The organism is Alsobacter sp. P4_H11 (assembly GCF_056400925.1).
Genome location: NZ_JBFUKI010000004.1, coordinates 193994 through 218611, shown reverse-complemented (window position 1 = coordinate 218611; position 24618 = coordinate 193994). Strand labels below are relative to the sequence as shown.

The window sequence follows — 24618 nt, the reverse complement described above, 5'->3', positions numbered from 1 at the left end:
GATGACCGAACTCTCGCACTGCCTCTGGTTCAACGGCCAGGCCGAGGAAGCCGCCCGCTGGTACTGCTCGGCGATACCCAATTCGCGCATGGGCGCGGTGATCACCACCCCGGTGGACACGCCCGCCGTGAAGCAGGGCGGCGTGCTGCTGGTCGAGTTCACGCTCGCGGGCCAGCCCTACGCGGCGCTGAATGGCGGCCCGAATTTCAGCTTCACGCCCGCCATCTCGCTCGTGCTCTCCTGCGACGGGCAGGACGAGGTGGACCGCGTCTGGAACGCCATCCTGGAGGGCGGCGGCCAACCCATGGCCTGCGGCTGGATCGCGGACCGCTACGGCGTCTCCTGGCAGGTCGTGCCGGCGGAAGCCTTCACGATGCTGAAGGACCCCGATGAGACCAGGCGCCGGCGCTACATGAACGCCATGATGGACATGGTGAAGCTCGACCTGCCAACCTTGCGCCGCGCCTTCGAGGGCGAGGCGACCTGAGCCGACCACCCCGCGAGGAGGATCCCATGGCCCAACCTTTCGTCTGGTACGAGTTGATGACCACCGACCTCGACGCCGCGCTGGCGTTCTACGCCGACGTGGTCGGCTGGACGCCCAACCGCTACCCCAACGGCGCCGAGCCCTACTACCTGATGATGCCGCCGGGCGAAGCCATGCCGGCGGTGGGGGCCATGACGCTGCCCGAGGAGGCCCGCCAGAACGGCGGCCGCCCCGGCTGGATCGGCTATGTGGGCGTGCCGGACGTGGACGCGGCGACGCAGGAGGTTCGCGCCGCCGGTGGCAAGGTGCACCGCGAACCGGCCGACATCCCCGACATCGGCCGCTTCTCCGTGGTGGCGGACCCGCACGGCGCCGCGTTCTGCCTGTTCAGGGCCAATGCGAGCGGCCAGAACCCCTGCGAGCAGAAAACCGCGCCGGGCCATGTCGGCTGGCGCGAGCTCTACGCCGGCGACGCCATCCCGGCCTTCGACTGGTACGCGGCCCGCTTCGGCTGGACGGTGGACCACGACATGGACATGGGCCCGATGGGCGTCTACCGCATCTTCGCGGTGGACGGCGTCGTGCAGGGCGGCGTCATGACCAAGCCCCCGCAGATCCCCGTTCCGCACTGGCTGTTCTACTTCAATGTCGGCTCGATCGAGGCCGCGCTGGAGCGCGTCAAGGCTGGCGGCGGAACCGTGCTCAACGGCCCGATGGACGTCCCGAACGGCGGCCGCATCGCCCAGTGCATGGACCCGCAGGGCGCCGTGTTCGCGATGGTGGCTCCCGGCGCGCAGGGCTGACCCGCCCGCATGGCGCGCCGGCCGGAAACTCCCTATATCCGGTCGATACAGGGAGTTTCTCCATGACGGCCGCCGGCGACACCATCGAACTCGCCATTGAGGGCATGACCTGCGCGTCCTGCGTCAGCCATGTCGAGCGCGCGCTGCTGCGAACGCCGGGCGTCACCGCCGCGGCCGTGAACCTCGCCACCGAGCGCGCCGCCGTGACGGCCCCGGGCGTCGCGCCCGCCGCCCTGATCGAGGCGGTCGAGAACGCCGGCTACGACGCCACGCTGGCGAGCTCCGGCCAGGAGCAGACCGACCGCGAGCGCGAGACGCGCGCGGCCGAGATCGCGGCGTTGCGCAGCGACGTGGTGCTGGCCGCGATCGGCACGGCGCCGCTGCTCGTTCTCGAGATGGGCGCCCATCTCTACGCGCCCTTCCACCACTGGCTGCTCGGGACCTTCGGCGAGCAGCCGATCCGGCTCATCTCCTTCGTGCTCGCCACCCTGGTGCTGTTTGGCCCCGGCCTGCGCTTTCACCGCAAGGGCTGGCCCGCGCTGGTCCGCCTCGCGCCCGACATGAACAGCCTCGTCGCGCTGGGCGCGGCCGCCGCCTATGGCTACTCGCTGGTCGCCACCTTCGCGCCGCTCTGGCTGCCCGAGAACGCCCGCTTCACCTACTATGAAGCGGCCGCAGTGGTGGTGACCCTGATCCTGCTCGGCCGCCTGTTCGAGGCCCGGGCCCGCGGCGGCGCCGGCGAGGCCATCCGCCGCCTCCTCACGCTCGGCGCGAAAACCGCCCGCGTGGTCCGCGACGGGCAGGAGCAGGAGATCGCCATCGAGGCCGTGCAGGTCGGCGACATCGTGTCGGTCCGCCCCGGCGAGAAGATCCCGGTGGACGGCGTCATCGTCGAGGGCGCGTCGCATATCGACGAGGCCATGATCACCGGCGAGCCCATCCCGGCCAGCCGCCGCGTCGGCGATCCGGTGATCGGCGGCTCCGTGAATGGCGTCGGCGCCTTCCGCTTCCGGGCCGCCAGGGTGGGAGCCGACACGCTGCTCGCCCAGATCGTCCAGACCGTCCAGCAGGCCCAGGGCGCCAAGCTGCCCATCCAGGCCACCGTGGACCGCGTCACCCTGTGGTTCGTCCCCGCCGTGATGGCGCTGGCGGCGCTCACCTTCGCGGCCTGGCTGGCCTTCGGCCCCTCCCCGGCCCTCACCTACGCGCTGGTCAACGCCGTCGCGGTGCTGATCATCGCCTGCCCGTGCGCGATGGGGCTGGCGACGCCCACCTCCATCATGGTCGGGACCGGCAAGGCGGCCGAGCTCGGCATCCTGTTCCGGCGCGGCGAGGCGTTGCAGCAACTGCGCAACGCCACTGTGGTCGCGGTGGACAAGACCGGCACGCTGACGCGCGGCAAGCCGGAGCTCACCGACATCGAGGCCCTGCCGGGCTTCGCCGCCGACGATCTCCTGCCCCTCGTCGCCGCCGTGGAGAGCCGGTCCGAGCACCCGGTCGCGGCCGCCATCGTGGCCGAGGCGCGCCGGCGCGGCTTTACGATCCCGGAGACCAGCGGCTTTGCGGCCGAGCCCGGCTACGGCGTCTCGGCCGAAGTCTCTGGCCGCACAATCCAGGTCGGAGCGGATCGATACATGCGCAAGCTCGGGCTGGATCCCGCGCCGCTGGCCGACGCCGCCGCCCGCCTCGGCCGCGACGGCAAGACGCCCCTCTACGCCGCCGTGGACGGCCGGCTCGCCGCCATCCTGGCGGTCTCGGACCCGATCAAGCCGACCACGCCCGCCGCCCTGGACGCGCTGCGCGCGCTCGGCCTGCGGATCGTCATGATCACGGGCGACAACCGCGCAACCGCGGACGCCATCGCGCGCCGTCTCGGCATCGACGAGGTGGTCGCCGAGGTGCTGCCCACCGACAAGGCCGCCGTCGTGGCGCGCCTACAGGCCGACGGCGCCGCCAGGGTGGCGTTCATCGGCGACGGCATCAACGACGCCCCCGCACTCGCGCAGGCCGATGTCGGCGTCGCGATCGGGGCCGGCGCGGACATCGCCATCGAGAGCGCCGACGTGGTGCTGATGTCCGGCGACCTCGCCGGCGCGGCCAACGCGATCGCGCTCAGCCGCGCCACCATCCGCAACATCCGCGAGAACCTCGCCTGGGCGTTCGGCTACAACGTCGTGCTCATTCCGGTCGCCGCGGGCGCGCTCTACCCGGCCTTCGGCATCCTGATGTCGCCGATGTTCGCCGGCCTCGCGATGGCGTTCTCCAGCGTCAGCGTGGTCGCGAACGCGCTGCGGCTCCGCCGCTTCAAGCCGGTCCTGCGCGAAGCCGAACCTGCCGCCCCGACCGGCGCGCATAGGCCGGACGCGGCCGGCGCGGTTGCGTAACGCGATCCCCGCACCCTAACCTCCGCCCCGCAAGCGCGGCCGCCCCCGAGCCGCGCGCCCAAGCGGAGGATACCCATGGCGGCAGGCTCGATCATCCGGGATGTGAAGGCGCGCCTGTTCAACGTGCCGCTGGACGAGGTGCTGTCGGACTCCAAGCACGGCGACCACACGCATTTCCAGCTCGTCACGGCCACCATTCGGCTCGCCGACGGCCGCGAGGGCACGGGCTACACCTACACGGGCGGCAAGGGCGGCGCCGCCATCCTGGCCATGATCGAGCACGACCTCGCGCCCTTTCTCCTGGGCCAGGACGCCGCCGACATCGACGCGCTCTATGACGGCATGCAGTGGCACGTCCACTATGTCGGGCGCGGCGGCGTAGCGTCCTTCGCGATCTCGGCGGTCGACATCGCGTTGTGGGACCTGCGCGGCAAAGGCGAGAACGCCCCGCTCTGGCGCATGGCCGGCGGCGCCGGCCGCACCGCCAAGGCCTATCGCGGCGGCATCGACCTTGGCTTCTCCACCGAAAAGCTCGTCGCCAGCGTCGGTTCCTATCTCGACGCCGGGTTCAACGCCGTGAAGATCAAGGTCGGCCGGCCCGATCTCGCCGACGACGTCGCCCGCGTGGCGGCCGTGCGCGAGCGCATCGGCCCGGACGTCCGCTTCGCCGTGGACGCCAACTACGCGCTCAGCGTGGAGCAATCCATCGCGGCCGCGGTCGCGTTCGAGCCCTACGATCTCCTCTGGTTCGAGGAGCCCACCATTCCGGACGACTATTTCGGCTACGCCCGGATCGCCCGCGAAACCGGCATACCGCTCGCCATGGGCGAGAACCTCCACACCATCCACGAATTCGAGCTGGCGCTCGACCATGCGGCGCTGTCCTTCATCCAGCCCGACGGCTCCAATTGCGGCGGGATCACCGGCTGGCTCCGCGCCGCCTCGCTCGGCCGCCGCAAGGGCCTGCCGGTGTGCAGCCACGGCATGCAGGAGCTGCATGTCAGCCTTGTCGCCGGGCAGGACCCGCCCGACGTCGCCCGGGCTGGCTGGATCGAGGTCCACAGCTTCCCGATCGACCGCTACACCACCCGCCCGCTCGTGATGAAGAACGGCCTCGCTGTCGCCCCCGACGAACCCGGCACGGGCGTGTCCTTCGTCTGGGACAAGCTGGAGCCCTATGCGGCCTGAGCGCCAAGCTGTTCCAGTGTTTCCAGCCCTCCGCCGTCATCCCCGGCGGCCTGCGCAGCAGGTCGGGAAGGGGATCCAGGGGCTGCCGCCGGAAACTTCGCCCGGTCTCCTGGATCCCCTTCCCGTCGCTTCGCGCCGCCGGGGATGACGGCGGCGAAACTCCCCTCAACGCGTCTACAGCCCCGCCCGAGTTCGCAAAAGAAGAGCACGTCGCCATGGAGACGACGTGATTGACGCACACCCTCGGCACAACTCAGAGGAGTGTTCATGATCCGAATCATCGTCCTAGCCGCCTGCGTGGCGTGCGCCCCCGTCGCGGCTTTCGCCCAGCGGCAAACGGATGCCCGCGAGGCCGCCGAAATCCTGCAGCGTGACAACCTCGTCGACGAGTATTGCGGCGACCAGGCCACCGAGCCCCTGCCGGGCTTCACCGAGGAAGCCACCGACGAAGCTTGCGAAATCGTCGCGAGCGAAGACGCAGACTGAGAACGCCCCGCTTCGGCCGCCCCCGCGGCCGGAGCGCGACAACGCCCCGGGCCTCCCCCCCGCCCGGGGTTCCCGACCCCGACAAGCGGAGACCCCTCATGAGCGAATCAGGCCAGAAACAACCCGGCGCCCCGGAGACCGGCAAGGTTTTGACCACCCGGCAGGGCCACCCGGTGTCGGACAACCAGAGCCTGCGCAGCGTCGGCGAGCGCGGCCCCGCGACCCTTGAGAACTACCAGTTCATCGAGAAGATCACGCATTTCGACCGCGAGCGCATTCCCGAGCGCGTCGTCCACGCCCGGGGCACGGCCGCGCACGGCTATTTCGAGGCCTATGGCAAGATCGGCGACGAGCCGGCCGCCAAATACACCCGCGCCAAGGTGCTGACCCAGGCCGGCGTGAAGACGCCCGTGTTCCTGCGCTTCTCCACGGTGATCGGCGGCAAGGAGAGCCCCGAGACCGCCCGCGACCCGCGCGGCTTCGCGATCAAGTTCAAGACCGTGGACGGCAACTGGGACCTGGTCGGCAACAACCTCAAGGTCTTTTTCATCCGGGACGCCATCAAGTTCCCGGACATGATCCACGCCTTCAAGCCGGACCCGGTGTCCAACCGGCAGGAAGCCTGGCGCTTTTTCGACTTCGTGATGCACCACCCCGAGTCGCTGCACATGGTGACCTGGGTGAAGAGCCCCTGGGGCATCCCGGCGGATTATCGCCACATGCAGGGCTCCAGCGTGAACACCTACAAGCTGGTCAACGACCAGGGCGAGGCCGTGCTGGTGAAGTTCTCCTTCGAACCCAAGCTGGGCGTGAAGAACCTCACGAGCCCCGAGGCCGCCAAGATCCAGGCCATGGATGTCGGCCACGCCACCCGTGACCTTTATGACGCGATCGATCGCGGCGACTATCCCGAGTGGGAGATGTGCGTCCAGATCATGTCGGACGACGACCACCCCGAGCTCGATTTCGATCCGCTGGACGACACCAAGCGCTGGCCCGAGGACCAGTTCCCGCTGCTGCCCGTCGGCCGGCTCGTGCTGGACAAGAACCCCAACAACTTCTTCGCCGAAACCGAGCAGTCGGCCTTTGGCACCGGCGTGCTGGTGGACGGGATCGACTTCTCGGACGACAAGATGCTGCAGGGGCGGACGCTGTCCTATTCGGACACGCAGCGCTACCGCGTCGGCCCCAACTACCTGCAACTGCCCGTCAACGCCCCGCAGGAGCGCGCCCGCGCGGCCACCAACCAGCGCGACGGCCAGATGACCTACCATGTCGACGGCGGCGGCGAGAACCCGCACGTCAACTACGAGCCGAGCGCCATGGGCGGCCTGCGCGAGGCGCCCAAGCCTGCCCGCGACTACCACCCCTTCGTGGAGGGCCACCTCGGCCGCTACCAGACCACCCGCACGGGCGACGACTACCGGCAGACCGGCGAGCGTTACCGGACCTTCGAGGACTGGGAGCGCGACGACCTGATCGCCAATCTGGTCGACGACATGAAGCAGTGCCCCGAGCCCATCGCTCTGCGCATGGTCTGGCACTTCTGGCACTGCGACGAGGACTACGGCCGCCGCGTCGCCGAGGGCGCCGGCATTGACCTCGAAAAGGCCAAGGCCCTGCCGCCCCTGCCCGGCCACCCCGGCCCCAACCGCCACCGCGACCGCGTCACCTACACGGACGGCAGGCCCGAAAGCGGCAGCCGCTCGAGCCAGGCCGCGGAGTAAGCGCCATCGCTTGAGGCGGCGCGGATTGATCCACGCCGCCCCCGGACCGCGAGCCTCCAGGCTCGCCTCTCTGCGGCGTCGGAGAGATTGCGAGCCTGAAGCCTCGCGATCCCGGGGAGCCCTCCCGTCATTGCGAGCGACAGCGAAGCAATCCAGCCTAACGCCGGGCCCCTAGACTGGATTGCTTCGCCTCCGGCTCGCAATGAATGCGAGGCGTTGAGAAGGCGAGGACCTCACCAGGAAGGGATTTCGCGCAGTCCCCACCACCGTCATCCCCGGCGGCGCGCAGCGCCGGGAAGGGGATCCAGGGGTGAGCGCCTTTGCTCTGGATCCCCTTCCCGACCTGCTGCGCAGGTCGCCGGGGATGACGGCGGCACATGGAGGTGGAGTCGCTGCGGCGCCTGCCCCACCCTCCCGTCATTGCGAGCGCCAGCGAAGCAATCCAGCCTGACGCCGGGCAATTAGACTGGATTGCTTCGCTTCCGGCTCGCAATGACGACGAGGCGCTAGGAAAGACCCTCATCAGGGAGCGATTTCGCGCAGTCCCCACCACCGTCATCCCCGGCGGCGCGGAGCGCCGGGAAGGGGATCCAGGGGTGCGCGCCCCTGGCCCCTGGGTCCCCTTCCCGACCTGCTCCGCAGGTCGCCGGGGATGACGGCGGCACATGGAAGTGGAGTCGCTGCGACGCCTGACCCACCCTCCCGTCATTGCGAGCGACAGCGAAGCAATCCAGCCTGACGCCGGGCAATTAGACTGGATTGCTTCGCTTCCGGCTCGCAATGACGACGAGGCGCTAGGAAAGCGAGGACCCTCATCAGGGAGCGATTTCGCGCAGTCCCCACCACCGTCATCCCCGGCGGCGCGGAGCGCCGGGAAGGGGATCCAGGGGTGAGCGCCCCTGGCCCCTGGGTCCCCTTCCCGACCTGCTGCGCAGGTCGCCGGGGATGACGGCGGAATGAAAGTGGAGTGTCTGCGGCGCCTGACCCACCCTCCCGTCATTGCGAGCGACAGCGAAGCAATCCAGCCTAACGCCGGGCAATCAGACTGGATTGCTTCGCCTCCGGCTCGCAATGACGACGAGGCGCTAGGAAAGCGAGGACCCTCATCAGGGAGGGATTTCGCGCAGTCACCACCACCGTCATTCCCGGCGGCGCGCAGCGCCGGGAAGGGGATCCAGAGGTGAGCGCCTTTGCCCCTGGATCCCCTTCCCGACCTGCTGCGCAGGTCGCCGGGGATGACGGCGGAATGAAAGTGGAGTGTCTGCGGCGCCTGACCCACCCTCCCGTCATTGCGAGCGCAGCGAAGCAATCCAGCCTGCCGCCGGGCCTCTAGACTGGATTGCTTCGCCTCCGGCTCGCAATGACGGCCGGGAGCGGGCGCGGCAGGGGTTTCCCAGCGCCGCGGCGACAACAACAGCCAGCAAGCAGCCAGATTTCGCGACTATTCCCGTCTTTGTCGTAGTCAGTCATTATAATCAACTGCAGGTTGCAAGCGTGAACGTAAAATAGGCGACTGCCTGAAACATGGACTTACGGAGCCTCGACCAAAGTCTGCATCCGCAAAGCTTTGTTCATCCCTTCCGGCTTATGAAAAACGGGTGTTTTGGCCGGAGCCCGTCATGGCGTTGTCCTTCAGCAAAGTTTCGATTTCCGCGCGCATGACAATTTTGAGCTGTGCATCGATCCTGGGATTGCTGGTGGTCGGTGGAGTTTATGTTGACGGAAGCCGGCGCGTTGCGGCGGCGTTCGACGAAGCGCAGCGTTTTTCGGCGATCCGCCAGCAGGCGCAGCTGTTCGGGATCGCGCAGACGGACCTGAAGAGCATCAGCCGCGACCTGCGCTTTCGGCGCGACGACGTGGACGTCGAACAGTTCGGCGCAGCGTTGAAGCGGTCTGATGGAGTTGCGGCCGCGTGGCGTGAACTGCCCCTGGCCGAACGCTATGACGCGGAGCTGAAGTCCGCGAAACAGCACGGCGAGGCTCTGGCGGCGCAGTTCGCCGCCTTGCAGAAGCTGAAGACGGAGATCGGCGCGGAGGGTTTCGACGGCCGCGCCGCGGCCGTGGCCGAAGCGGGCGACAAGTTCACCAGCAGCCTGCGCGGCGCGGTGGACGACGCCGACGCGGTGATGACCGAGCGCATTCTCCAGTCGCTCGCGACCATGAAGGCCGCGCGCTCCGAATATCGGCGCTCCACCGACAACAGCCAGCTCGGGGCCTTCGAGGCCAGCAAGAGCCGGATCGAGCGCGCCATCGGCAAACTGACCGTGCCATGGTCCAAGCAGGCCGAGCTGGCCACCGAACTCGACGCCTATGGGGAAGCCTTCACGGCCTGGAGCACGGCCGAAAACGAATTCGTCCAGGCCGCCGAGAAGCTCAGCGGCGCCTTCGACGTGGTTGGCCCGATGCTGGCCGACCTCGACCAGAAAGCCGCCGCCGACGGCGACGCCGCCGCGCAACGGCTGGCGGCCGCCCAGGGCTTCACGCAGGCCGTGATCCTGGCCGCCATCCTGGCCGGCGTGCTGGTCGGGCTTCTGTCGGCCTTCATCATGACCCGCACGACCTCCCGGCCGCTGGCGCGGCTGCGCGACGCCATGCTGGCGCTTGCGGGCGGCGCCATGGACGTCGAGGCGCCCGGGGCGGAGCGCGGCGACGAGATCGGCCAGATGGCCCAGGCGGTGCTCACCTTCCGGCAGGCCGCGATCGACCGCGAGCGCCTGGAGCGCGAGGCGCAGGACGAGCGCCGCATGACCGAGGGCGAGCGCCTGGCGCGTGAGGCCGAAACCCGCCGCAACGAGGCCGACCGCGCCGCCGCGAGCCGCGAGCAGGCCGACGTGGTGCAGGTTCTCGCCGAAGCCCTGAAAGGTCTCTCCACGGGCGACCTCACGGTCCACATCGACGCCCCCTTCCCGCCCGACTACGAAGCCCTCCGGCACGATTTCAACGAGGCGGCGCAGCAGATGCGCGCGGCCATGGGCGAGGTGCTGGCGACCGCGGGCGCCATCCGGGCGCATGTGGGCGAGCTCGCGGGCGCGTCGGACGACCTCGCGCAGCGCACGCAGACTCAGGCGGCCTCGCTCGACCTCGCAGGCGCCCGCGCGCGAGAGCTCGCCCTCTCCGTGCGCGCCTCCGCGCACGCCTCGGCGGACGCCGCCCAGGCCGCGCGCAAAGCCATGTCCGTCGCCGAGACGGGCGGCGGCGTGGTGGTGCAGGCGGTGGATGCGATGGGGCGGATCGAGGGCGCGTCCAAGCGCATCAGCGAGATCACCACGCTGATCGACGACATCGCGTTCCAGACCAACCTGCTGGCGCTGAACGCCGCCGTGGAGGCGGCCCGGGCCGGCGACGCCGGCAAGGGCTTCGCGGTGGTGGCCTCGGAAGTGCGGACCCTGGCCCAGCGCGCCGGCGCATCCTCGCGCGACATCAGCGGCCTGATCGCGACCTCGTCGGCCGAGATCGCGCAGGGCGCCGCCCTGGTGCGCTCCACCGGCGAGGCGCTGTCGCAGATCGTCTCGGCCGCCCGCCAGGTCGCGGGCGACGTCGACGGCATCTCGAACGCAGCCGCCGACCAGATGCAGCGCATCGCCGCCATGGGGGACGCCGTGTCCGAGATGGAGCAGGTCACCCAGCAGGACGCCGCGCTGGCGGAAGAGAGCGCCGCCTCGGCCGCCACCCTCACCGAGGAGGTCGAGCGCCTCAACGCGCTGATCGGCGAGTTCCAGATCGAGACGATCGCCCATGCGCGCCGCGCGGCCTGACCGGGCCGCGCCAGTCGCGCCGGCCTAGCCGCGGCCCTTCAGCACCGCCGCCACCTTGGCGGCGAGGCTGGTCGCCGTGAACGGCTTGGTGAGAAGCTGCACGCCCTCGTCCAGCCGCCCGTGATGCACGATGGCGTTGCGGGTGTAGCCGGTGGTGAACAGCACCTTCAGGTCAGGCCGGCGGCTCAGAGCCTCGTTGGCGACCATGCGGCCGTTCATGGGCCCGGTCAGGATCACGTCCGTGAACAGCAGGTCGATCTCCGGATGGGCGTCGAACAACGCCAGCCCGCTCGGCCCATCCTCGGCCGCGAGCACGCGATAGCCGGCGTCCTCCAGGGCCGCCACCGAGAGGTTGCGCACCAGCATCTCGTCTTCCACGACGAGGATCGTTTCACCCTGCCCGGACGCAATCGCGGTTGCGGCCTGGGGCTCCGGCAGGCTGGCGCGCTCTCCCACGGCGCGGTAGCGCGGCAGGTAGATCTTCACGGTAGTGCCTTGCCCGGGCTCCGAATAAATCGCCGCGTGGCCGTTGGACTGCTTGGCGAAGCCATAGACCTGCGACAGGCCGAGCCCCGTCCCCTTGCCGACCGCCTTTGTGGTGTAGAAAGGCTCGAACGCCTTGGCGACCACGTCCGCCGCCATGCCCGCGCCGGTGTCGCAGACCGCGATCATCACGTACTGCCCCGGCGCGATCTCCTCGCGGCCCGCCAGATAGCTCTCGTCCAGGTGGGAGTTCACGGTCTCGATGGTCAGCTTGCCGCCGTCCGGCATGGCGTCGCGGGCATTCACGGCGAGGTTCAGCACGGCGTTCTCGAGCTGGTTCGGGTCCGCATGCGTGCGCCACAAGCCGCCGGCCAGCACGGTCTCGATCGCGATGTTCTCGCCCAGCGTGCGCTCCAGCAGGTCGGACATCCCGGCCACCAGCCGGTTGACGTCCACGGGCTCGGGCGCGAGCGGCTGCTGGCGCGAGAAGGCGAGCAGGCGCTGCGTCAGCGCGGCGGCGCGGTCCGCGCCCTCCACAGCCTGGCCGAGCAGGCGCTTGGCCCGCGCGTCCTCGCCGGGGGCGAGGCGTCGGCCCAACATGTCGAGATTGCCGGTCACCACCGTGAGCAGGTTGTTGAAATCATGCGCGACGCCGCCCGTGAGGCGTCCGAGCGCCTCCATCTTCTGCGACTGGCGCAGCTGCTCCTCGGCGCGCTGCCGGCTCGCCGCCTCGGCGACCAGCTGGGCGTTGGCGGCCTCCAGCTCGCGCGTGCGGGCCGTCACGAGCTGCTCCAGCGTCTCGTTCAGCGAACGCTTGGCCTCCTCCACCTCGAACTCGCGCGTGCGGTCGCGCAGGATCTTCAGGAAACCGGACGGCGCCCCGCCTTCGCCGCCCCGCATGGGCAGCAGCGCGCCGGTGGCGAAGAAGCGTTCGCCGTCTCGTCGCACCATCCAGCGGTCGTCCGACGCCCGGCCGGCCGCCAGCGCCTGGCCGAGCTCCATGTCGGGCACGAACGCGGCGCGGTCCTCCGGCGTGAAGATGATGCGCAGATGCTGGCCGACCGCCTCGGCGGCGGTCCAGCCCAGCACGGCCTCCGCGCCGACATTCCAGGTGCGGATCACCCCGGTGAGATCCGTGCTGAGGATGGCCGAGTCGGTGGCGCTTTCGAGGATCAGGCGAAGCTGGCCTTCGCTCTCGCGCAGCTCCCGGGTCCGCTCCGCGACCGTGCGCTCGAGGCCGACATTCACGGCCGCCAGATCGGTTTGAGCCCGCTCGAGCGCCCTTGTGCCCTCGGCTTCCCGGCGGGCCTGGCGGAAGCCAAGGAAGCTGAGCGCCCCGAAGGCCAGCCAGGCCGTGGCCGCATAGACGCCGTAGACGGTGACGCGATCGCGCCAGGCCGCGTGGAGCGCGGCTTCCGAAACGGTGACGGATACATAAAGCGGCTTGTCGCCGACGCGGCGGTAGGCGCCGAAACGCGTCGTGCCGTCGGCGCCGACATACTCGCCCATCACGCCGCTTTCGGGGGTCGCCGAGATGGCGGCCTGCATCACGGAAGGCGGCTGCGCGCCCACGTATTCGGTGATCTCCGGATAGCGATCCAAAACGTCCAGCGCGGGAGCCCGCCTCAACGTGACGCGCGCGTCGTAGGGCAGCGGGATCCGCTTCCAGTATTCGCCGAAGTAGCGCAGGTCGGCGGTGGCCGAAACCATGCCGCCAAAAGCGCCATCGGCCCGGCTCAGCCGGCGCGCCAGCAGAAAGGTAGGCTGGCCGGTGACCCGCCCCAGGATGCGTTCGCCGATGAACAGCCTGTCGCCAGCCGCCGTCACCGCCTTGAAGGCGTCGCGGTCCGAGGCGTCCGAATAGGGCGCCGGCATCGCGAAGGTGGTGAACCGCAGGAGGCCGGCGGCGTCGTTCAGCCAGATGTCCTCCACATAGGGCAATGCGTCGGTGAGCGCCTTGAGCTGCTCGAAAAGGGCCTTGTCTCCCTCCAGGCTCGCCAACTCACGCTGGCCAACCGCCGCCGTGGCGCTGCGCAGCGCGACATCCACCACCTCGATCAGGCGACCGGCATGGTCTGACAGCAGAAAGGCCTGGCTTTGCAGTTCGCCGATGGCGTCGCGCCGCATCTGGCGGCGGAGTTCGGTGGCGAGAAGAAGAAACGAGATCAGGATCAGCGCGAGCCCGAACAGCCCCATGACCCCGGTAATGGAGCCGAGCGTCGCCGATTTCCGCAGATTGTTTGTGTCGCCTGTCCCCATGACCCCGGTATTCTGTTGAGCTTTGGCCGCGGCGACGAGCCGAATTTCACCAAAAGGGCCGAAAACTTTCGAGTCAGCCGGTGCGCATGCGGGAAAGTTCCATATTTGTACGCGGCTGTCGATCGGCGAACGCCTTCCGACTTGACGCCAGACAGTTTGATAAATTTTTATGTATTTGCAGATCCAGAGCAGGGTTCCGTCCGTAAGAGATCAACGTGTTTTGCAATCGTGCAGGGGCGGGGGTGGTGCGATGATGCGAAACGACCCTCCAGGACGCACGGATTTTGCGTCCGCCAACGAGTCCGACCAGCGCGAGCGATCCATCGAGACAGTGGCGGCCTTGCTGGCCAACTCCATTCCGGACGCGTTTGCGGGCGTAGCGCGCAGTCAGCCAAACCACATCGAGTTCGATCTCGATCGGGACTTTTCCGACCAGGAGCAGCGGCGTTTCCGTGATCTCGCGGCGGCGGTTATCCGCCAACTCGCTCATGGAAGCGGGCGCGCCCCCATCAACTGGAACGCGATGGGGATCATGGGCATTGCGGCTGTGGAGGCCCCGATGTCAAACAAGCCCACAGCCGCCGACGAGCCGGCGAACGATCCGTCCCAGCATCCCGGGCCGTCCGGCACGCCGCCCCTCGACGTCGATCCGATGGAGGGCGGGGGCGTGGTCCCGGGCGCCCCCCCGGGCGAAACCTTCGGCAGCGTCGCCACGACGCCGCCGTCCGAAGCCGAACAGAACGAGCGCGCCGGCCGTCGCCCGAAGCCCTGACGGGCGTATGGCGTCGCCCTGCGCGTGGTTGCCCCTCGCCGTCATTGCAAGCCGAAGGCGAAGCAATCCAGTCTAGAGGCCCGGCATTAGGCTGGATTGCTTCGCTGCGCTCGCAATGATGGAGGGTGGCCCCGGCCTCGCAGCGACGCCATTTCCATGCCGCCGTCATCCCCGGCGACCTGCGTAGCAGGTCAGGAAGGGGATCCAGGGCAAAGGCGCTCACCCCTGGATCCCCTTCCAGGCGCTCCGCGCCGCCGGGGATGACGGCGAACAATCCTCGATGCCGCAGCCCCTCGCCGTCATTGCGAGCCGGAGGCGAAGCAATCCAGTCTAACGGCCCGGCGTTAGGCTGGATTGCTTCGCCATCGGCCCGCAATAAACGGGAGGATGGCCCCGGCGCCTCGATCAACCTGAGGAGCGGCGCTCACCCGCCCCGAGCGGCATTGTCCGGCGTCGGCGGCTGCGCTATGGCGGGCGCATGTCGAGCACGGTTTCCCTTTACGATCTCATCGGCGGCGAGGCCGTCGTGCGGGCGCTGACGCGGCGGTTCTATGCGCTGATGGACAGCCTGCCGGAGGCGGCGGCGTGCAGGGCTGTTCATCCGGCGAGCCTGGCGGGCAGCGAGGCGAAGCTGTTCGATTATCTAACCGGCTGGCTCGGCGGTCCCCCGATCTACGTGCAGAAGAACGGGCCGCCGATGCTGCGCGCCCGGCACCTGCATGCGCCGATCGGCCATGACGAGATCGAGGGCTGGCTCGCGTGCTTTCGCCAGGCCTGGGCCGAGACGGTCCCGAACGAGGCCGCGGCCGCGGTCGTGCTGCCGCGCGTCGAGGCGCTGGCCCGCCACATGAACAACCGGCCCGACGGGGCGGTCAGACCCTGAGGTCGTCCGGCCGCACCTCGAACACGCTGGATCCCGTCCAGGCGCGCCAGTGCCGCTCGGGAAGGTTGATCTCGCGCAGCCGCTCCGGGCTGAAGCGCTCGGTGACGTCGTAGCGCGCCGGGGTGCGGAAGATCATCCCGATCGTGTCGGGGATGAACGCGTCGCCGAAGCGGCGCACGTGGATCATCGGGCCGAAACGCTCGATCATCTGCGCTTCGGGCAGGTCGACGAGTTCTTCCGTGAAAGGCCCGGGCAGGATCGGTATCGTGAACAGCATCACGCCGCCGGGCGCGAGAGCCTGCGCGAGGCGGATCAGCGGAACCGAATAGCTGCAGCGGATGTGCTCCAGCACGTGGTTGTGCACGATCAGGTCGTAGTGGCCGCGGGGCAGGTCGAACACGTCGGCGCACAGGTCGAACCGCCGCACCCCGAGCCCCGGGTATTTTCCCGGCTCGATGTCGACGGCGTCGTAATGGTCGCCGCCGATCGGGCGCAGCAGCGCCGCAAGCCCCCTCTCCGGCGCGAAATGCAGGATGCGCGAGCCTGCCGCGGGGCGGATACGCTCCTGGATGTGCAGCCCCACCAAGCGGGTGCGCTCCAGCGAGCCGCAGGAGGCGCAGCGAACCTGCGGGCGCTTGGGCATGTCGGTGAAGCGGTCGCCGCCGCACAGGTTGCAGTGCATTCAGAAAGCCTCGGAGGAACGGAAAGGCGCAGCAGCCTCGATCAGGCGACCTGCCGCGGCGCGGCCGCGAAAGGCGCGGACCCGGCCGCGACGCCCACGCGCCGCAACACCGCGCGGATGCGGGCCAGCAACTCCCGCAGATCATAGGGCTTCACGACGTAATCGTCAGCGCCGAGTTCAAGGCCCACGACGCGATCGATGTCGCCGCCATGCGCGCTCGCGAAAATGATGCCGGCTTCGCCCTGCTCCATCACCCAGCGCGCCAGCGAAAGCCCGTCCTCGCCCGGCATCGAGATGTCCAGCACGGCCACGTCGATCGTCTCCCGGCCGACGATGCTGCGAAAGGCTGCGCCATCGCGGGCGGCCAGCACCCTGAAGCCGTGCGCGGTCAAATATTCGGCCACGGCGTCGAGCAGATCGGCCTCGTCCTCGGCGATCGCGATCGTGGCTGTCATGCGCCGGCCCCTCGTGCCTGGATAGCGGCGGGAGCCTAGCACTCGGTCCGTTTGGTCACAATCGACGGTTCGCCACCTCCCTTTGGGGGAACGGCTCGGGCGCCGCTACGCCCAAGCCGGGGCCGGGCGGAAAATTGTCGCTCCTTTCGGTGAAGTTTCAGGAACAAGTCTCCGGCATCAACGTTGATGAACAAGCCGGGCCACGCCGACGCGAGAGCGCAGCCCGAGAAGACGACAAACGAGGGGGACGATCCATGCCGCATCTGAACGCCCGCGCCATCGAGATCGACCCTGAGGGCATGGACCGCCTGCGCCGCGTGATCGCTTCGGCGGCGGGCGGCGCGATCGCGTATGACCCCGACGCCTTCGCGCTGGACGGCGACAACCGCGCGGTGGCCCGTCCCCAGCCCGCGAGCCGGATCGCCCGCAGCCTCTTCGGCGCGGCGCGGGCGCAGCGGATCTACGCTGAGCCCAACGCGCTCGTCTGGGCCTGAGCCCTCCTCCAGCTGACTAGCTGAAGTCCATGATCCGCCCGACGCGCGGCGGCTCGCTCGCCCGCAGCTTGCGCCCGGTCGCCTCCACCTTGCGAAACACGCGCAGGAAGTTGAGGCCCGAGATTCCCGCGATCGCATCATCCGACCAGCCTCGCCGGATCAACTCGGCGAGCAGGTGCGGGAAGCGGCTGACGTTTTCCAGCCCGACCGGGACTCTCCCGCCATAGAAGTCCGACCCGATGCCGAGATGATTCGGGCCGGTGCGCTGCGCGATGTACTGGATGTGGTCGCACAGCTGCTCCAGCGTCGCCGGCGGAATGGCGCCCGTGCGGCGGCTGGGCGCCGAAACCGCCTGCGCGTCCTCCACCGGAGGGGCCTTGCCGTAGGGGTCGCTCAGCGGCTTGAAATGATCCCGGACGTCCTGGCTGATGAAGGTGGGCACGAAGGTCGCCATCACGAGCGCGCCGTTCGGCTTCACGAGATCGAGCACGTCGTCCGGCACGTTGCGCGGGTGGTCGCACAGCGCAAACGCGTTGGAGTGGCTGAACACCACCGGAGCGCGCGACAGGCCGAGAACCTGCCGCATGACGCTGGGCGCCACATGGGCGAGATCGACAATCACGCCAAGCCGGTTGAGCTCCAGCACGACGGCTTCGCCGAAGCGCGTCAGGCCGCCATGCCTGGGGGCGTCGGTGGCGCTGTCCACCCAGTCCAGCGTCTCGTTGTGGCAGAGCGTCATCAGGCGCATGCCGGCCGCGTGCCAGATCCGCAGCGGCGAGAGGCTGTTTTCCAGCCCGACGCCGCCTTCCACCGTGAGGAAGGACGCGATCTTGCCGAGCTTCTTGGCGCGCAGGATATCGGAGGCCCGCCGCGCCGGCAGGAACACGTCCGGATAGCGCTCCTCCATCTGCAGGATGACGTCCAGCACCTCCATCACGGTGCGGCCCGGATGCGGGCTGTGGGTGGGGATGAACGCGGCCCAGAACTGGGCGCTCAGCTTGCCTTCCCGCAGGCGCGGGATGTCGGTGTCATGATCCTGGTGCGCGCGGGACGGGTCCCATTTGGCGACGTCGCCGCGCGCGTCGCGATCGGCGCGGATCACGTAAGGCAGGTCGTTGTGCCCATCCACCAGGGGAATGCGCTCGAGCAGGTCGAACGCATGGGCGAGGGCGCGATCTTTGGACATGGAAACTCCCGTGGGGCCTCTGCGGCGACGCTAGGCTGCGGCCTGCCGATTTCTGCGTCCACCCCCGGAACCCGCAGCCCGGCCTTGCGTTATGGGGACCATGAACGATTTCTCCGGTTTGCGGGTCCTCGTTGTCGAGGACGAACTCCTGGTTGCGCTCGCACTGGAGGACATTCTGAACGATATGGGATGCGACATCGTCGGTCCCTTTTCGCATATCGAGGAGGCCGAGGCCCAGGCGCGCAGCGCCGAGCTCGACGCCGCGATCCTCGACGTGAACGTGCGCGGCCGGTTGATCTACCCCGTCGCCGAGATCCTCGGCGAGCGCGGCGTGCCGGTGCTGTTTTGCAGCGGCTATGCGGACACCCCGGTCTTGCCCGCGCCCTTTCGCTCCCTCCCCCAGGTCGCCAAGCCCTATGACGAGGCCGCGCTGCGGCGCGCCATGGAGAGCGCGTTCGGCGACGCCTGCCGGGCGCGTGACGCCTCGCCCGCCAGCTAGGCCTGCAGCGCGATGTCGCGCTGCTCGGGCGTGAGCGGGAACTGCAGCACGCACACGACGCCGGTCTCCGGGAAATCCAGCGACACGGTTCCGCCAAGCTCGAAGCCGACGCTGCGCTGAATCAGCGTGGAGCCGAAGCCGCGCTTCAGCGGCTCCTTCACGGGCGGCCCGTCCTGCTCGCGCCAGGTGAGGCGCAGGTGGTCGTCGCCGTCGCGCTTCTCAATCGCCCAGTCCACGAAGATGCGCCCGCCGTCGGAGGCCAGCGCGCCGTATTTCGCCGCGTTGGTGGCGAGCTCGTGAATGATCAGGTTCACGGTCAGCGCATGCTGGGGCGGCAGCCGCACGGGCTCGCCCTGCAGGATGACATGCCGGCCGTCGCCGCGCCGGAACGCCTTCAAGGCGTCGGACAGCAACTCCTCCAGGTCCATGTCGCCCCAGTTGGCGCGAAGCAGCAGGGAGTGCGCGCCCGCCAACGCGTGCATGCGGCCCAGAAACGCCGTTTCGAAGGTTTTCAGGCTGTCGCTGCGGCGCATCGTCTGCTGCGCGATAGAGATCACCGTCATCAGGGTGTTCTTCACCCGGTGGCTGAGCTCGGCCACCAGCAGCCGCGTTCGCTCCTCGGCGCGCCGGCGCTGGTTCAGCGCCTCGCTTTCGCGCAGCGCGCGCTGCACGGCCGGCCCAAGCCGCTCCAGGCGCGGCTTCAGCACGTAGTCGGTGGCGCCCTGCTTCAGCGACTCGATCGCGATTTCCTCGCCCAGCACGCCGGACACGAAGATGAAGGGCGCATTGGGGGCCAGCTCGCGGGCGAGCGACAGCGCCGCCATGCCGTCGAAGCGCGGCAGCGAGAAGTCGGAGAGGATCAGGTCATAGCCACCGCGCATCAGCTCGGTCGTGAAAGCCTCGCGTTCCTCCACCCGCTTGATGGTGAACTGCAGGCCGCTGCGGCGCAGATACATGTTCGCCAGGTCCGCGTCGAGTTCGCTGTCCTCGACCAGGAGGATGGCCACCGTCCCGTTGTTGCTCGCCACGCGTTATTCCTCGCCCGTCCGGGGTTTGCTGGTTCCCGGAGGCGGCGGCTCGTTGAGGATGGCCCAGAACATCCCAAGCTCCTGGATGGCTTTGAAGAACTCCTGGAAATCAACGGGCTTCACCACGAATGCGTTCACGCCGAGCTGGTAGCTGCGCACCAGATCCCGCTCCTCTCGCGAAGACGTGAGCATCACCACGGGCACGGGCCGCAGGTCGGGATCGGTCTTGATCTTCTCGAGCACCTCGAGCCCGTCGATCTTGGGCAGCTTCAGGTCGAGCAGCACCACGGCGGGTTCGCCCCGCTCGCGCTCCGCGAAGGCGCCGCGCGCATACAGGAAGTCGAGCGCCTCGGCGCCGTCGCGGACGACAATCACCTCGTTGGCGAGCTGGCACTTGGCGAGCGCCGCCAGGGTCAGCTCGACGTCGCGCGAGCTGTCCTCCACCAGGAGGATGGGTCTGAGTTCGGCCATCAGCGGCCCTCCGAATTCGGCAAAGCAAAAAAGAACGCGGCGCCCTGGTCGAGCGCCGACTCGGCCCAGACGCGGCCGCCGTGGCGCTCCACCATCCGCCGCACATTGGCGAGCCCGATGCCGGTGCCCTCGAATTCCTCGGCCCGGTGCAGGCGCTGGAACACGCCGAAAAGCTTGCCCACATAGGCCATGTCGAAGCCGACGCCGTTGTCGCGCACGAGGTATACGGTCTCGCGGCCCCGGCGCTCGGCCCGGATCTCGATCACGATGCGCTCGCGCTTGGCCGAGTATTTCACCGCGTTGGAGATCAGGTTCTGCCAGACCTGCCGCAGAAGGCTCGGGTCGCCCAGCGTCGGCGGCAGCTTCTCGACACGCCAGTCGATATCCTTGCCCTCGGTCTCGGGCGTCAGCAGCCGGCGCACCTCCTCGACGAGCTTGTTCATGTCGACCCGAACGGGATGCAGCGTCACGCGCCCGGCCTGCGAGAAGCTCAGGAGGTCGTCGACGAGCCTGCCGGCCGAGAAGGCCGACTGGATGATGGTCTCCAGGTAATGCGAGGCCTTGTCGTCGAACTTGTCGCCGTCACGCTCGCGCAGGAGCTCGGCGTAGCCGACGATGTGGCGGAACGGCGCGCGCAGGTCGTGCGACACCGAATAGGAGAACGCCTCCAGCTCCTTGTTGGACTTTTCCAGCTCGCCGGAGAGCTCCGCCATCTGCTCGGCCTTGCGCAGCACGATGTCGATCAGGGCCGTGCGCAGGCCCCGCACGGCGTCGATCTCCGGCCTCGACCACGGCGTGGCGGTCTGGCTCACGGTCTCCTTCCAGGCCGCGAAGGAGGTGCGCGGAGAGAGCCGGCCGGTCACCGGCTCGCGGCTCTTCACCGGCTCGCCCGCCCACGTGACGGTGCGCACCACCTCGGGGCGGAACCACATCACGTAGCTGGGGTGGATCTGCGAGATCGAGATCGCCGCCAGCCCGCTGGCCTTGTCGGTGATCGCCGCCGCCTCCGGCATGTCGCGCACCAGCGAGTCGGTGGCGTAGAAGCCGTCCTCGACCAGGTCCGCGAGCTTGTCCGCCACCATCCGGATCGCGTCCTCGTCGGGCGCGTCGCCGACCACACGGACGTCGAACTCCGACACCACCGCCGCACCGGTCGCGCCCGCCAGCGCGAGCAGGCGCTCTCCGTCCTGCGCGAGCCCATCCAGGAACTGGTGCGACACCGCCATGTTGGTGAGCAGCCGCGCGTGCACGGCCTGCAGGCGCACCCGCTCGGCGGCTTCCGCATAGAGGCTCAGGCCCGCCAGCCGCATCGCGGCGAGCTGGCCGATGAAGTCGCAGGCGGCCCGCACCGGCTGCGGCGCGCGCCGGCTCTCTGCGCTGTGGCAGGAGATGAGGCCCCAGAGCTGGGCGTTGACGACGATCGAGATCGACATGGACGCGGCCGTGCCCATGTTGCGCATATATTCGAGATGCACCGGCGAGACGCTGCGCAGCACCGAATAGGACAGGTCGAGGCTGGCCGGCGACGGGACGTCCCGCGCCCGCAGCAGCGGCTGCGGCTCGTAATTCGCGCTCGGGATCTGCCGGACGCGATTGAGCCGATAGAGCTCGCGCGCCTGGGCGGGAATGTCCGAGGCCGGGAACCGCAGCCCCAGATAGGACGGCAGCACGCCGTTGGAGCTCTCGCCCAGCACTTCGCCGCTCCACTGCGCGTCGAAGCGATACACGAGCGCCCGGTCGAACCCGGTCACGCGCCGAACCGCGTCCGCCACCTTCTGGGCGACCTCGTCGCTGTCGGCGCAATCCTGCAGGTCCTGCGCGAGCTTGCGCACATCCGAATAGGCGTCCTCGAGCCGCACGTCGGCGCCGCGGGCGGCCTCCTCGAACTCCAGCACCGCGAGCCCATCGGCCTGATGCAGCACCGGATGGTAGTCGACGCCCCCGACCCGAACCACCCGCGAGGCCGCGAACCCGTCCGCGCTGGCGAGCCCGGCCGCGATCTCGCCGCCCGCATCCGCAAGCAAATCCGGCAAGGCGCCTCCGAGCGCCTCCTCGACACGGCGCGACAGCACCCGCCCCGCATTGGCGCTGGCCTGCGCGATGCGCCAGTCGCCGGGCGTCAGCGCGAACAGCACGCCATGCGGCTGGATGCTCCCGGGCGTGCGGATCGGCTCCACCGCGCAGCTGTCGAGCATCGGATCGGTCAGCGGCTCACCCATGGGCGACGGCCTTTCCTGGCGCGAGCCACCGGTGGAGGGTTTCAAAGGTTTGCAGCGCAGCCGCCACCACGCCGCCGTCCGTCTGCGGCGCCGAGATCCCGGCCAGCGTGGCCCGGAAAGCGCGCCAGCGCTCCGCCGCGTCGCGTCCGTAGTTTTCGAAATAGCGCGCCCCGGGGCCGCTGACGCCCAGCGTCCGCCGGACATGCGCGGCGATCACAAGGCCGCCCATGGTGGAGCCCTCCAGAACGTAAAGCGACCCCATGGCGTGCGCCGCTGTGGCGAACGGCTCCACGCGCGGCTCGTCGGCGAGCGGTTCGACGCCGAGATCCTCGAGGTCCTGATCAAGAAGGTGAAGCTTGCGGCGCGGACCGAAGAACCCCTCGTCGCCTATCGCCTCGCCGACGGCCGGCTCCCATACGCGGAAAAACGCCTGGTATCGCGCCAGCAGCGCCGCGTAATCGGCGAGGGACAGGTTCGGCCGCAAGAGATCGAGATCGGCCTCGATCCGGTCATGCGCCACACGCGTTTCGGTTTTCAGTCTGTCGAGCAGCATCTCGGCCTGAATCCAGGTCAGTCGCCGGCGCGCGACAGCGGCGACGCGGCGGCTATCCGCGCGGTCCGGGAAAATGAACGCCAGACGTGCTGTACGGTTCCGCGCTCCTGGCGCGAAACACGGGTGTCGGCTCGCGCGCCAGAGCGCACGCGCCGAACGGGGTCCCAGAGCATCGGGGGGAAAGCTCCTTGGCCGGTTGCCGCAACCTTATATTGCAGCCGAAACGCACGTCCAGCGTGTCTCTTCAGCGCAGACCCGCGGTCAACCCCAGCGCATCGCGCCGCGACCAGCGCCACAGCATCAGCGCCGCCACCACGGTGAGCCCGCTCGCCAGCCCGGCCCAGACGCCGGCGCCGCCGAAGCCGAGCGGAAACGCCATCACGGCGCCAAGCGGAAGACCGATGCCCCAATAGCCGAGCGCCGCGTAGAGCATCGGCACCCGCGTGTCGTGCAGGCCGCGCAACATCCCGGCGCCCACCACCTGCGCGCCATCCGCCACCTGGAACAGCGCCGCAAAGGCCAGAAACAGCGTCGCGGTTTGCACCACGGCCGCGTTGGCGGGCAGCGAGAGGTCCAGAAACGCGCCGATCAGCAGCCGCGGCGCGGCCAGCATCAGGATCGCGGTGCAGACCATGAAGCCGACGCCGAGCGCGAGCCCGGTCCAGCCCGCCACGGTCACGCCATGGCGGTCGCGCGAACCGAAAGCCCTCCCCACCCGCACGGTCGCGGCCTGCGCGATGCCGAGCGGGACCATGAAGGTCAGCGACGCGATCTGGATCGCGACCGCATGCGCGGCGAGCGCATCGGGGCCGATGATCCCCATCAGCATCACGGCCGCGTTAAAGATCGAGACCTCGAAGATCACCGTGAGGCCGATCGGCAGGCCGATCCCCCAGAAAGCCTTGAACCGCGGCCAGTCGGCGCGCCAGAGCCGACCGAAGAGCCGATAGCGGCGGAACCGCCGGTCGGTGGTCAGCACCGCCACGAGGATCGACGCCATCAGGATGGTGGCGCTGAGCGTCGCCAGCCCCGAGCCCCGCAGCCCCATGGCCGGGAAGCCCCAATTGCCGAAGATCAGCACCCAGTTGGCGAGCGCGTTGACGCCCAGCCCGATGAACACCGCCATCATCGCCCAGGCTGGCCGCTCCATCGCGGCCATGTAGGAGCGGAAGGTAAGATACAGCAGAAACGGCAGCATGCTCCATTGCAGGAACCGCAGGTAGCCGCCCGCCGCCGCCGCAAGATGAGGCTCCTGCCCGAGCATCAGCAGCACGCTTTCGCCATTCCACAGCACGATCCAGCACGGGATCGCGATGCAAAGGGCCGCCCAGATGCCCTGCCGCACGGTGCGGCGCACCATCTTCACCGAATGCGGCTTGCGCCCGCGCTCGGCCGCCACCAGCGCCGAGGTGGCGCTCATCACGCCGATGCCGAAGATCAGGAAAAAGAAATAGAGGTTCGCCCCCAGCGCGCTCGCCGCCACGGCGTCCGGCCCCAGCCGGCCGAGCATCAGCACGTCCGTCGCCGTCATTCCGGTCTGGGCCACGTTGGTGAGGATCAGCGGCCAGCTCAGGCCAAGGGTCGACCGGATCTCTCCCACCCACGCATCGCGGGTCGGCCGGGCGGCGATTGCTTCGTTCATTCGCGCGGTTGTAGTGCGATTGGCCGCCGGGGGCCACCCTCGCCTGATCAACACTGTCGCTGAAAGATGCGCGACTTTCTCCGTCATCCCCGGCGGCGCGAAGCGCCGGGAAATGGATCCAGAGGTGAGCGCCTTTGCCCCTGGATCCCCTTCCCGATCTGC

General features: G+C 69.2%; 19 protein-coding genes and 1 pseudogene. 11 read left to right on the top strand and 9 right to left on the bottom strand.

What is annotated here, in order from left to right; genetic code table 11:
- The first annotated feature begins 1 nt into the window (after position 1).
- The 7 genes from AC1DSZ_RS08760 to AC1DSZ_RS08730 all read left to right on the top strand — a co-directional run bounded on the left by AC1DSZ_RS08760 (position 2) and on the right by AC1DSZ_RS08730 (position 10830).
- Entirely contained in the window at positions 2-487 is a 486-nt protein-coding gene (locus AC1DSZ_RS08760; protein ID WP_476837994.1) for a VOC family protein, read from the top strand.
- Between the two features lie 26 nt (positions 488-513).
- Positions 514-1290, top strand: coding sequence for a VOC family protein (locus AC1DSZ_RS08755; protein ID WP_476837993.1), 777 nt, complete (start codon positions 514-516; stop codon positions 1288-1290).
- Positions 1291-1352: 62 nt separating this feature from the next.
- Positions 1353-3674 (top strand): heavy metal translocating P-type ATPase, encoded by a 2322-nt coding sequence (locus tag AC1DSZ_RS08750; RefSeq protein WP_476837992.1) that lies wholly within the window; start codon positions 1353-1355, stop codon positions 3672-3674.
- A 75-nt stretch (positions 3675-3749) separates the two neighbouring features.
- Positions 3750-4862, top strand: a complete 1113-nt coding sequence (locus AC1DSZ_RS08745) for a mandelate racemase/muconate lactonizing enzyme family protein (RefSeq protein WP_476837991.1) — start codon at positions 3750-3752, stop codon at positions 4860-4862.
- A 267-nt stretch (positions 4863-5129) separates the two neighbouring features.
- Positions 5130-5348: a hypothetical protein gene (locus AC1DSZ_RS08740; protein WP_476837990.1), complete on the top strand. Its 219-nt coding sequence runs from the start codon at positions 5130-5132 to the stop codon at positions 5346-5348.
- Between the two features lie 98 nt (positions 5349-5446).
- Positions 5447-7075, top strand: a complete 1629-nt coding sequence (locus AC1DSZ_RS08735) for a catalase (RefSeq protein ID WP_476837989.1) — start codon at positions 5447-5449, stop codon at positions 7073-7075.
- 1658 nt (positions 7076-8733) lie between these two features.
- Entirely contained in the window at positions 8734-10830 is a 2097-nt protein-coding gene (locus AC1DSZ_RS08730; protein ID WP_476837988.1) for a methyl-accepting chemotaxis protein, read from the top strand.
- Positions 10831-10854: 24 nt separating this feature from the next.
- Here the strand turns inward: AC1DSZ_RS08730 and AC1DSZ_RS08725 are convergent, their stop codons facing one another.
- Positions 10855-13572, bottom strand: coding sequence for an ATP-binding protein (locus AC1DSZ_RS08725; protein WP_476837987.1), 2718 nt, complete (start codon positions 13570-13572; stop codon positions 10855-10857).
- A 169-nt stretch (positions 13573-13741) separates the two neighbouring features.
- On the opposite strand from AC1DSZ_RS08725, the gene AC1DSZ_RS08720 reads away from it, so the two are divergent.
- Together AC1DSZ_RS08720 and AC1DSZ_RS08715 are read left to right on the top strand one after the other, a co-directional pair.
- On the top strand, positions 13742-14344 hold the full coding sequence (locus AC1DSZ_RS08720) for a hypothetical protein (protein ID WP_476837986.1): 603 nt from the start codon (positions 13742-13744) through the stop codon (positions 14342-14344).
- Between the two features lie 478 nt (positions 14345-14822).
- Positions 14823-15227 carry a group II truncated hemoglobin gene (locus AC1DSZ_RS08715; RefSeq protein WP_476837985.1) on the top strand — a complete coding sequence of 135 codons (405 nt, stop codon included), beginning with the start codon at positions 14823-14825 and terminating at the stop codon, positions 15225-15227.
- On the opposite strand, the gene AC1DSZ_RS08710 is transcribed toward AC1DSZ_RS08715, so the two are convergent.
- Positions 15217-15909, bottom strand: a complete 693-nt coding sequence (locus AC1DSZ_RS08710) for a class I SAM-dependent methyltransferase (protein ID WP_476837984.1) — start codon at positions 15907-15909, stop codon at positions 15217-15219. The two genes, AC1DSZ_RS08715 and AC1DSZ_RS08710, sit on opposite strands and share 11 nt — an antisense overlap.
- Before the next feature lie 98 nt (positions 15910-16007).
- Positions 16008-16364 (bottom strand): annotated as a pseudogene (locus AC1DSZ_RS08705) (response regulator transcription factor); the annotation flags it as partial.
- A gap of 254 nt (positions 16365-16618) precedes the next feature.
- Between AC1DSZ_RS08705 and AC1DSZ_RS08700 the strand changes: the two are divergent.
- Positions 16619-16858: a hypothetical protein gene (locus tag AC1DSZ_RS08700; RefSeq protein ID WP_476837983.1), complete on the top strand. Its 240-nt coding sequence runs from the start codon at positions 16619-16621 to the stop codon at positions 16856-16858.
- A gap of 16 nt (positions 16859-16874) precedes the next feature.
- Here AC1DSZ_RS08700 and AC1DSZ_RS08695 read toward each other — a convergent pair whose 3' ends face one another.
- Positions 16875-18044 (bottom strand): dipeptidase, encoded by a 1170-nt coding sequence (locus tag AC1DSZ_RS08695; RefSeq protein WP_476837982.1) that lies wholly within the window; start codon positions 18042-18044, stop codon positions 16875-16877.
- A gap of 100 nt (positions 18045-18144) precedes the next feature.
- Between AC1DSZ_RS08695 and AC1DSZ_RS08690 the strand changes: the two genes are divergently transcribed.
- Positions 18145-18543 (top strand): response regulator, encoded by a 399-nt coding sequence (locus AC1DSZ_RS08690; protein ID WP_476837981.1) that lies wholly within the window; start codon positions 18145-18147, stop codon positions 18541-18543.
- Here the strand turns inward: AC1DSZ_RS08690 and AC1DSZ_RS08685 are convergent.
- From AC1DSZ_RS08685 to AC1DSZ_RS08665, 5 genes are all read right to left on the bottom strand, one after another.
- Complete coding sequence (locus AC1DSZ_RS08685; RefSeq protein ID WP_476837980.1) at positions 18540-19571, bottom strand: sensor histidine kinase; 1032 nt, start codon at positions 19569-19571, stop codon at positions 18540-18542. The two genes, AC1DSZ_RS08690 and AC1DSZ_RS08685, sit on opposite strands and share 4 nt — an antisense overlap.
- Before the next feature lie 3 nt (positions 19572-19574).
- Entirely contained in the window at positions 19575-20042 is a 468-nt protein-coding gene (locus AC1DSZ_RS08680; RefSeq protein ID WP_476837979.1) for a response regulator, read from the bottom strand.
- Positions 20042-22261: an ATP-binding protein gene (locus AC1DSZ_RS08675; protein ID WP_476837978.1), complete on the bottom strand. Its 2220-nt coding sequence runs from the start codon at positions 22259-22261 to the stop codon at positions 20042-20044. Before AC1DSZ_RS08675 ends, AC1DSZ_RS08680 begins: the two co-directional genes overlap by 1 nt.
- The gene (locus tag AC1DSZ_RS08670; protein WP_476837977.1) at positions 22254-22814 is read right to left on the bottom strand and encodes a biliverdin-producing heme oxygenase; all 561 of its coding nucleotides are present in this window, start codon (positions 22812-22814) and stop codon (positions 22254-22256) included. Before AC1DSZ_RS08670 ends, AC1DSZ_RS08675 begins: the two co-directional genes overlap by 8 nt.
- Positions 22815-23058: 244 nt before the next feature.
- Positions 23059-24456: an MATE family efflux transporter gene (locus AC1DSZ_RS08665; RefSeq protein ID WP_476837976.1), complete on the bottom strand. Its 1398-nt coding sequence runs from the start codon at positions 24454-24456 to the stop codon at positions 23059-23061.
- Positions 24457-24618 lie beyond the last annotated feature (162 nt).

Bases quoted from the DNA above. Each gene is read 5' to 3' on its own strand.
- AC1DSZ_RS08670 (WP_476837977.1), bottom strand. From the start codon at position 22,814: ATGCTGCTCGACAGACTGAAAACCGAAACGCGTGTGGCGCATGACCGG.
- AC1DSZ_RS08675 (WP_476837978.1), bottom strand. From the start codon at position 22,261: ATGGGTGAGCCGCTGACCGATCCGATGCTCGACAGCTGCGCGGTGGAG.
- AC1DSZ_RS08740 (WP_476837990.1), top strand. From the start codon at position 5,130: ATGATCCGAATCATCGTCCTAGCCGCCTGCGTGGCGTGCGCCCCCGTC.
- AC1DSZ_RS08720 (WP_476837986.1), top strand. From the start codon at position 13,742: ATGTATTTGCAGATCCAGAGCAGGGTTCCGTCCGTAAGAGATCAACGT.
- AC1DSZ_RS08725 (WP_476837987.1), bottom strand. From the start codon at position 13,572: ATGGGGACAGGCGACACAAACAATCTGCGGAAATCGGCGACGCTCGGC.
- AC1DSZ_RS08750 (WP_476837992.1), top strand. From the start codon at position 1,353: ATGACGGCCGCCGGCGACACCATCGAACTCGCCATTGAGGGCATGACC.
- AC1DSZ_RS08665 (WP_476837976.1), bottom strand. From the start codon at position 24,456: ATGAACGAAGCAATCGCCGCCCGGCCGACCCGCGATGCGTGGGTGGGA.
- AC1DSZ_RS08760 (WP_476837994.1), top strand. From the start codon at position 2: ATGACCGAACTCTCGCACTGCCTCTGGTTCAACGGCCAGGCCGAGGAA.
- AC1DSZ_RS08680 (WP_476837979.1), bottom strand. From the start codon at position 20,042: ATGGCCGAACTCAGACCCATCCTCCTGGTGGAGGACAGCTCGCGCGAC.
- AC1DSZ_RS08715 (WP_476837985.1), top strand. From the start codon at position 14,823: ATGTCGAGCACGGTTTCCCTTTACGATCTCATCGGCGGCGAGGCCGTC.
- AC1DSZ_RS08700 (WP_476837983.1), top strand. From the start codon at position 16,619: ATGCCGCATCTGAACGCCCGCGCCATCGAGATCGACCCTGAGGGCATG.
- AC1DSZ_RS08695 (WP_476837982.1), bottom strand. From the start codon at position 18,044: ATGTCCAAAGATCGCGCCCTCGCCCATGCGTTCGACCTGCTCGAGCGC.
- AC1DSZ_RS08730 (WP_476837988.1), top strand. From the start codon at position 8,734: ATGACAATTTTGAGCTGTGCATCGATCCTGGGATTGCTGGTGGTCGGT.
- AC1DSZ_RS08745 (WP_476837991.1), top strand. From the start codon at position 3,750: ATGGCGGCAGGCTCGATCATCCGGGATGTGAAGGCGCGCCTGTTCAAC.
- AC1DSZ_RS08690 (WP_476837981.1), top strand. From the start codon at position 18,145: ATGAACGATTTCTCCGGTTTGCGGGTCCTCGTTGTCGAGGACGAACTC.
- AC1DSZ_RS08710 (WP_476837984.1), bottom strand. From the start codon at position 15,909: ATGCACTGCAACCTGTGCGGCGGCGACCGCTTCACCGACATGCCCAAG.
- AC1DSZ_RS08735 (WP_476837989.1), top strand. From the start codon at position 5,447: ATGAGCGAATCAGGCCAGAAACAACCCGGCGCCCCGGAGACCGGCAAG.
- AC1DSZ_RS08755 (WP_476837993.1), top strand. From the start codon at position 514: ATGGCCCAACCTTTCGTCTGGTACGAGTTGATGACCACCGACCTCGAC.